Origin of the sequence: Streptomyces sp. NPDC090445 (assembly GCF_044769385.1) — a bacterium.
Lineage (GTDB): Bacteria > Actinomycetota > Actinomycetes > Streptomycetales > Streptomycetaceae > Streptomyces.
In genome coordinates this window covers 173,353-179,908 of sequence record NZ_JBIVXV010000015.1, presented here as the reverse complement: position 1 = coordinate 179,908, position 6,556 = coordinate 173,353, and the positions used below count along the sequence as shown (strand labels likewise).

At 69.2% G+C, this 6,556-nt stretch carries 8 protein-coding genes; 3 read left to right on the top strand and 5 right to left on the bottom strand.

Going from position 1 to position 6,556, the window contains the following annotated elements; all coding sequences use genetic code 11:
- Positions 1–309 precede the first annotated feature (309 nt).
- Positions 310–951 (bottom strand): DNA-3-methyladenine glycosylase, encoded by a 642-nt coding sequence (locus ACIQUT_RS25915; RefSeq protein WP_403566061.1) that lies wholly within the window; start codon positions 949–951, stop codon positions 310–312.
- Between the two features lie 98 nt (positions 952–1,049).
- Between ACIQUT_RS25915 and ACIQUT_RS25910 the strand changes: the two genes are divergently transcribed.
- From ACIQUT_RS25910 to ACIQUT_RS25900, 3 genes are all read left to right on the top strand, one after another.
- Complete coding sequence (locus ACIQUT_RS25910; protein ID WP_403566059.1) at positions 1,050–1,832, top strand: sporulation protein; 783 nt, start codon at positions 1,050–1,052, stop codon at positions 1,830–1,832.
- A 62-nt stretch (positions 1,833–1,894) separates the two neighbouring features.
- Complete coding sequence (locus tag ACIQUT_RS25905) at positions 1,895–2,428, top strand: YbhB/YbcL family Raf kinase inhibitor-like protein (protein WP_403566057.1); 534 nt, start codon at positions 1,895–1,897, stop codon at positions 2,426–2,428.
- A gap of 150 nt (positions 2,429–2,578) precedes the next feature.
- A complete protein-coding gene (locus ACIQUT_RS25900; protein WP_403566054.1) occupies positions 2,579–3,082 on the top strand; it encodes an HNH endonuclease in 504 nt (167 codons plus the stop codon).
- A gap of 128 nt (positions 3,083–3,210) precedes the next feature.
- Here the strand turns inward: ACIQUT_RS25900 and ACIQUT_RS25895 are convergent, their stop codons facing one another.
- The 4 genes from ACIQUT_RS25895 to ACIQUT_RS25880 form a co-directional block, all read right to left on the bottom strand.
- The gene (locus tag ACIQUT_RS25895; RefSeq protein ID WP_403566053.1) at positions 3,211–3,987 is read right to left on the bottom strand and encodes a sulfite exporter TauE/SafE family protein; all 777 of its coding nucleotides are present in this window, start codon (positions 3,985–3,987) and stop codon (positions 3,211–3,213) included.
- Between the two features lie 104 nt (positions 3,988–4,091).
- Positions 4,092–5,117 (bottom strand): SPFH domain-containing protein, encoded by a 1,026-nt coding sequence (locus tag ACIQUT_RS25890; RefSeq protein ID WP_403566051.1) that lies wholly within the window; start codon positions 5,115–5,117, stop codon positions 4,092–4,094.
- Between the two features lie 95 nt (positions 5,118–5,212).
- A complete protein-coding gene (locus ACIQUT_RS25885; RefSeq protein WP_403566050.1) occupies positions 5,213–5,638 on the bottom strand; it encodes an NfeD family protein in 426 nt (141 codons plus the stop codon).
- 44 nt (positions 5,639–5,682) lie between these two features.
- The gene (locus ACIQUT_RS25880) at positions 5,683–6,477 is read right to left on the bottom strand and encodes an ABC transporter ATP-binding protein (RefSeq protein ID WP_385423653.1); all 795 of its coding nucleotides are present in this window, start codon (positions 6,475–6,477) and stop codon (positions 5,683–5,685) included.
- Between the last annotated feature and the right edge of the window lie 79 nt (positions 6,478–6,556).

The window sequence follows — 6,556 nt, the reverse complement described above, 5'->3', positions numbered from 1 at the left end:
GACGCTTCCTTTGTACTCACCCTCTCGGGCTTTCCTCCGGGCTTTCGTTCTTGCGTTTCCCACTCTATCAGAGTGTTTCGCGCTTCGCTTTCCGGTTCTTCGCTTTCGCGTTTTCCCTTTCGGCTTCCACCACTTTAGCGCTCATCCCGTGCAACTCATAATCGAGCCGTCGGATTCGAATTCGGGCATGCCGAATTCGACCCCGCCAGGGGTGTGCAGTAGGTGGTGGTTTGGCCGCTCCGGGAGCCTGTCGATGACAGTGATCCGTTCAAGCGGCTCGGGCTACGTTAGGCGTCCGCCCAGGGCGAGTCAAGTTGAGCGGCGGCGTGGCTCGTGGGCGCGATAGGGGCTCACCGTCGGATCGTGCGTGATCCAGTAGCGGTAGGGGTGTGCCGCTCCGGCGCCGCCGACTCCGGTGCGGGGGCCGTTGCTCACCAGGTCGGGCGGGGTGGGGGTGCCCGTCAGCAAGGAGAGGGGGGAACGGGGGCCGGCGCAGAGGTCGGCGCCGTCGAGGGAGCGGTCCACCTCCAGGGCCGTCGCGAGGCGGGCCGGGCCTTTGGCCAGTTCCTTGTCGTTTCTAGCCGAAAGTCGACGTTTGCGGGCCAGGTCGGCGCCCGTGGTGATCTCCCCCGCGCGCAGCAGGACCCCGCTCGCATGGCCCGGCGGGCCGCACACCAGGTTAAGACTGAACCACATGCCGTAGATGAAGTAGACGTACGCGTGTCCGGGTGGGCCGAACATCGATGCGTTGCGCTCGGTGCGTCCGCGGTAGGCGTGGGAGCCGGGATCGGCCTCGCCCTCGTACGCCTCGACCTCCGTGATGCGCAGCTCCAGGGGGCCCTCGGAAGTACGGCGGACCAGGATGCGCCCGAGGAGGTCCGGTGCCACCGTGAGGACCTGCCGGTCGAAGAAGGACCGGGGCAGGGGCGTACGGTCGGTGCGCGCGCTCATCCGGTCGAGCGTAGTGGAACGGGCACACCTGCAACCGGGACCTAATGTTCCGCGTTGGTAGGAGTGAGTCGAACGAGTCCTTCAAGGGGAGTCAGAGCATGGGGTTCAAGAAGCTGTTCGCCGCACTGGGTGCCGGTGGTGCCTCGGTGGACACGATCATCACCGAGCCGAACGTCGTGCCTGGCGGGATCGTCCAGGGTGAGGTCCGTATCCAGGGCGGGTCCGTGGAGCAGCAGATCGAGGGCCTGTCCCTGGGTCTGCAGGCGCGGGTCGAGGTCGAGGGCGGCGACCAGGAGTACAAGCAGGACATCGTCTTCACCAAGCAGCGCCTCGGCGGTGCCTTCAAGGTGCAGCCCGGCGCCCTGCACGTGGTGCCATTCGGGCTGGAGATCCCGGCGGAGACCCCGATCACCCACTTCGAGGGCCAGCACCTGCACGGGATGAACATCGGGGTGAGCACCGAGCTGGAGATCGCGCGTGCGGTGGACGCCGGCGACCTCGACCCGATCAACGTCCACCCGGTTCCGGCGCAGCAGGCGATCCTGGACGGGTTCCGCCGGCTGGGCTTCACCTTCCGCAGCGCTGACATGGAGCGCGGGCACATCCGCGGCACCCGGCAGACGCTGCCGTTCTACCAGGAGATCGAGTTCCTGCCGCCGGCGCAGTACCGCGGCCTGAACCAGGTCGAGCTGACCTTCGTCTCGGACGGCAGCGAAATGGACGTCGTCCTGGAGATGGACAAGAAGTCGGGCCTGTTCACGGAGGGCAGCGACACCTACCGCTGCTTCCAGGTGGGCCTGCAGTCGTACCAGGGGACCGACTGGGCGGCGTACCTCAACGAGTGGATCGCCTCCGTGGGTTCGCAGCGCAACTGGTTCTAGGCTCGGGCCGGGTGCCGGGCCGGTCCGGTCCGGCACCCGTTTCCCGATCAGGAGGTTCAGCAGTGGCCGAGCAGAACAGGGCGCCCCTTCCGCACGACTTCCACCCCGAGGTCCACGCGTTCTCGGTGGTGAGCGACGATCTCGAACCGGGTGCCGACCTGGGCGACGCCCAGGTCCTGCAGGGCGGGAACGTCTCGCCGCACCTGCGGTGGGAGGGCTTCCCGGCGGGCACGAAGAGTTTCGCGGTGACGTGCTTCGACCCGGACGCGCCCACGGGCAGCGGGTTCTGGCACTGGGTGCTGTTCGACCTGCCCGCCTCGGTCACCGAGCTGCCTGCGGGGGCGGGCAGCGGGAAGTTCGAGGGACTGCCGGCCGGTGCCGTGCACGTGCGCAACGACTACGGCACGAAGGACTTCGGCGGGGCGGCCCCGCCGGCCGGCGAGCGGCACCGGTATGTGTTCACCGTGTACGCGGTGGACCAGGAGAAGCTCGGCCCGGACGGGGACGTCTCCCCGGCCGTGGTCGGCTTCAACCTGCGCTTCCACGCGCTGGGTCGGGCGCAGCTGATCGGTGAGTACGAGGGCCCCCGGAACTGACCATTCGCCTTCCGTTTGCCCGGTCCTGGTCTGAAGGCGGCCAGGACCGGGCAGTTTTTATTGCGTTGTCCCGCGTGGCGCGCGCGGCCAGAGTGGTTGCGGGCCCTGCAGCCAGGGTGGTCGCGGGCCTGCGCACGGGAGGTGGGCGAGATGCGGGACACGCTGGTGCTGAACGCGAGCTTCGAGCCGCTGTCGACGGTGACGTTGAACCGAGCCGTCGTTCTGGTGCTCCAGGACAAGGCGGTCGTCGAACAGTCGCACCCCGAACTGCGTGTCCGCGCGGCCACCATGGATCTGCCGATGCCACGGGTGATCAGGTTGTGCCGGTATGTCCGGGTTCCGTTCCGAAGACACGCGCCGTGGTCGCGGAGGGGGGTGCTGGTCCGGGACCAGCACCGGTGCGCGTACTGCGGGAAGCGGGCCACGACCGTGGACCATGTGGTGCCGCGGGCGCAGGGCGGTGGGGACAGCTGGCTGAACACGGTCGCGTCCTGCGCCGAGGACAACCACCGCAAAGCGGACCGGACTCCGGAGGAGGCGGGCATGCCGCTGCTGCGCGAGCCGTTCGTGCCGTCGCCGGCGGACGCGATGCTGCTGGCTCTGGGCGTGCGCGGGCAGGAGGCGCTGCCGGAGTGGCTGGGGCGCTCGGCCTGACCGCTCCGCGGGAGCTGCCGCGATGGTCCCGCGATCGTCTGCGGGCCGGCGGGGGCCGGCCGCGCCCACGCGGCGGAGCCGCATATCCGGAGAGCCCCGCGCCCCTGCGGGGCGCGGGGATGCCGGGATCAGCGCAGCAGCAGTTGGGCGATGGCGAGGGTGCCGACCACGACGATCACCGCGCGGAGCGCGGTGGGCGGGAGGCGGCGGCCGACCTTCGCGCCGATCTGGCCGCCTATGGTCGAGCCGACGGCGATGAGGAGCACGGCCGTCCAGTCGAAGTCGGCGACGAAGAGGAAGAAGACGGCGGCGATGCCGTTGACGAGGGCGGCGATGACGTTCTTGACGGCGTTGATGCGCTGCATGTCGTCCTGGAGCAGCAGCCCCATCAGGGCGATGTAGAGCACGCCCTGGGCGGCGCCGAAGTAGCCGCCGTACGCGCTGGCCGCCAGCATCCCGCCGAGGAGGACGGGGCCGCCGTCGGGATGGCCGCCGTCCCGGCCCGCGGCTTCCTGGCGGCGGCGCAGGGCCGCGGCGAGGCGGGGCTGGAGGACGACGAGGACGAGTGCCAGTCCGATGAGGACGGGCACGATCGTGTCGAAGGACTCCGACGGCAGGGTGAGGAGCAGGACGGCTCCGGCGAGTCCGCCGATGAGCGAGACGCTGCCGAGGCGGATGATGCGGCGGCGCTGGCCGCGGAGTTCCTTGCGGTAGCCGAAGGCTCCGCTGAGCGAACCGGGCACCAGGCCGAGGGTGTTGGACACGTTGGCGGTGACCGGGCTGAGCCCGGTGGCGAGCAGCACCGGGAAGGTGATGAGGGTGCCGGAGCCGACGATGGTGTTGATGGTGCCGGCGCCGATGCCGGCCGCGAACACGGCGAGTGATTCCCAGATGGACATGGACATGGACTGGGCCATCCCCTTTGCATGAGTGAGACGCCTCCCCGCCATGAAGGTCGAGGGGCCTCACTGATCATGCAGGAGGGGATGGGCCGTCGGGTCCGCAGGGGTCAGTCGATCGGGGGCTGTTCGCGGCGTTCCGTACCGTTGTTTCCGTTGTGTCCGTGGCCGCCGTTGGTGGAGCCGTTGGCCGGGCCGCTGGTCGAGCCGTTTCCGGCGGCCTTGGCGGCGTTGAGCGGGTTGAAGCCCGAACCGCCGTTCACGGGGCCGAAGTTGCCCATGGCGCCGGAGAGGCCCTTGAGGGCGTCGCCGATCTCGCTGGGCACGATCCAGAGCTTGTTGGCGTCGCCTTCGGCGAGCTTGGGGAGCATCTGGAGGTACTGGTAGGCGAGGAGCTTCTGGTCGGCGTCGCCGGCGTGGATCGACTCGAAGACCGTGCGGATGGCCTGGGCCTCGCCCTCGGCCTTGAGGGCGGCGGCCTTGGCCTCACCCTCGGCGCGGAGGATGGCGGACTGCTTCTCGCCCTCGGCCTTGAGGATCTCGGACTGGCGGACGCCCTCGGCCTGGAGGATGGAGGCGCGCTTGTCGCGGTCGGCGCGCATCTGCTTCTCCATCGAGTCCTGGATGGAGGTCGGCGGGTCGATGGCCTTGAGTTCGACGCGGTTGACGCGGATGCCCCACTTGCCGGTGGCCTCGTCGAGGACGCCGCGCAGGGCCGCGTTGATCTCCTCGCGGGAGGTCAGGGTCCGCTCCAGGTCCATGCCGCCGATGATGTTGCGCAGGGTGGTGACGGTCAGCTGCTCGATGGCCTGGATGTAGCTGGCCACTTCGTACGTCGCGGCGCGGGCGTCGGTCACCTGGTAGTAGATGACGGTGTCGATGTTGACGACCAGGTTGTCCTGGGTGATGACCGGCTGCGGCGGGAACGGCACGACCTGCTCGCGGAGGTCGATGCGGTTGCGGATGGAGTCGATGAACGGGACCACGATGTTGAGGCCCGCGTTGAGTGTGCGCGTGTAGCGGCCGAATCGTTCGACGATGGCTGCGCTGGCCTGCGGGATCACCTGGATCGTCTTGACCAGTGCGATGAAGACCAGAACCACCAGAATGATCAGGACGATGATGATCGGTTGCATGCGGTTCCCCGTACCCTTCCGGCTGTCTGTGCTGCCCCGTTGAAGCGGAGTCTCGCAGACCCCGGGGCTGCGGGTCGGCTGCTTGGGTCAGAAGCTCACATCACGACGGCGGTGGCTCCGTCGATCTCCACGACGTCCACCTGCTGGCCGGGTTCGAAGGTGCTGTCCGCGTCGAGGCTGCGGGCGGACCAGATTTCGCCGGCGAGTTTGATCCGGCCCCCGGTGCCGTCGACGCGTTCGACGACGAGCGCGGTTCTGCCCTTCAACGCGTCGACACCGGTGCGGTGTTGGGGCCGCTCTCGGTGGTGGTTGGCGATCGAGCGGACGACGGCGGTGAGCGCCACCGACACGATCACGAAGACGAGGACCTGGGCGACCACTCCCCCGCCGAGGGCCGCCGTGACGGCGGCCGCGAGCGCGCCGACGGCGAACATGCCGAACTCCGGCATGGCCGTCAGGACGAGGGGGATGCCGAGTCCGACCGCGCCTATGAGCCACCACACCCATGCGTCGATGTTCACATGGTCATGGTAGGTCCGGTGGGCGCGGTCGGGACAGGGTGCGCCTAACGCAGGGGCAGGCCCTGGGCGGTCCAGCGGTCGTTGTCGTGGCGCTCGACGACCAGGGGGAGGCCGAAGCAGAGGGAGAGGTTGCGGGAGGTGAGTTCGAGGTCGATGGGGCCGGCGGTGACGACCTTGCCCTGGCGGATCATCAGGACGTGGGTGAAGCCGGGGGCGATCTCCTCGACGTGGTGCGTGACCATCGCCATGGAGGGGGCGAGGGGGTCGCGGGCGAGGCGGCCGAGGCGGCGCACGAGGTCCTCGCGGCCGCCGAGGTCGAGGCCGGCGGCGGGCTCGTCGAGGAGGAGCAGCTCGGGGTCCGTCATCAGGGCGCGGGCGATCAGGGTGCGCTTGCGCTCGCCCTCGGAGAGGGTGCCGAACTTCCGGTCGAGGTAGTCGGTCATGCCGAGGCGGTCGAGGAAGGCGCGGGCGCGCTGCTCGTCGATCTCCTCGTACTCCTCCTGCCAGGTCGCCGTCATGCCGTACGCGGCGGTGAGGACGGTCTGGAGGACGGTCTGCTTCTTGGGGAGCTTGTCGGCCATCGCGATGCCGGCCACGCCGATGCGGGGGCGCAGCTCGAAGACGTCGACCTTGCCGAGGGTGCTGCCGAGGATGGTGGCGGTGCCCTTGGTGGGGAAGAGGTAGCTGGACGCGATGTTGAGCAGGGTCGTCTTCCCGGCGCCGTTGGGGCCGAGGATGACCCAGCGCTCCCCTTCCTTGACCGACCAGGAGACCTGGTCCACCAGAGCCCGGCCCTCGCGGACCACGGATACGTCCACCAGCTCCAGTACATCGCTCATGAGCGCGTTGTCTCCCCTTGCAGTCTGTTTCGTCAGTGCACCGGCCGGCGCAGCCCCAGGGGAAAACCTACGCCACTCG

What these genes read in the sequence shown, in the direction of transcription:
- ACIQUT_RS25915 (WP_403566061.1), bottom strand. Translation starts at nt 951, where the DNA reads ATGAGCGCGCGCACCGACCGTACGCCCCTGCCCCGGTCCTTCTTCGAC.
- ACIQUT_RS25910 (WP_403566059.1), top strand. Translation starts at nt 1,050, where the DNA reads ATGGGGTTCAAGAAGCTGTTCGCCGCACTGGGTGCCGGTGGTGCCTCG.
- ACIQUT_RS25900 (WP_403566054.1), top strand. Translation starts at nt 2,579, where the DNA reads ATGCGGGACACGCTGGTGCTGAACGCGAGCTTCGAGCCGCTGTCGACG.
- ACIQUT_RS25895 (WP_403566053.1), bottom strand. Translation starts at nt 3,987, where the DNA reads ATGTCCATGTCCATCTGGGAATCACTCGCCGTGTTCGCGGCCGGCATC.
- ACIQUT_RS25890 (WP_403566051.1), bottom strand. Translation starts at nt 5,117, where the DNA reads ATGCAACCGATCATCATCGTCCTGATCATTCTGGTGGTTCTGGTCTTC.
- ACIQUT_RS25880 (WP_385423653.1), bottom strand. Translation starts at nt 6,477, where the DNA reads ATGAGCGATGTACTGGAGCTGGTGGACGTATCCGTGGTCCGCGAGGGC.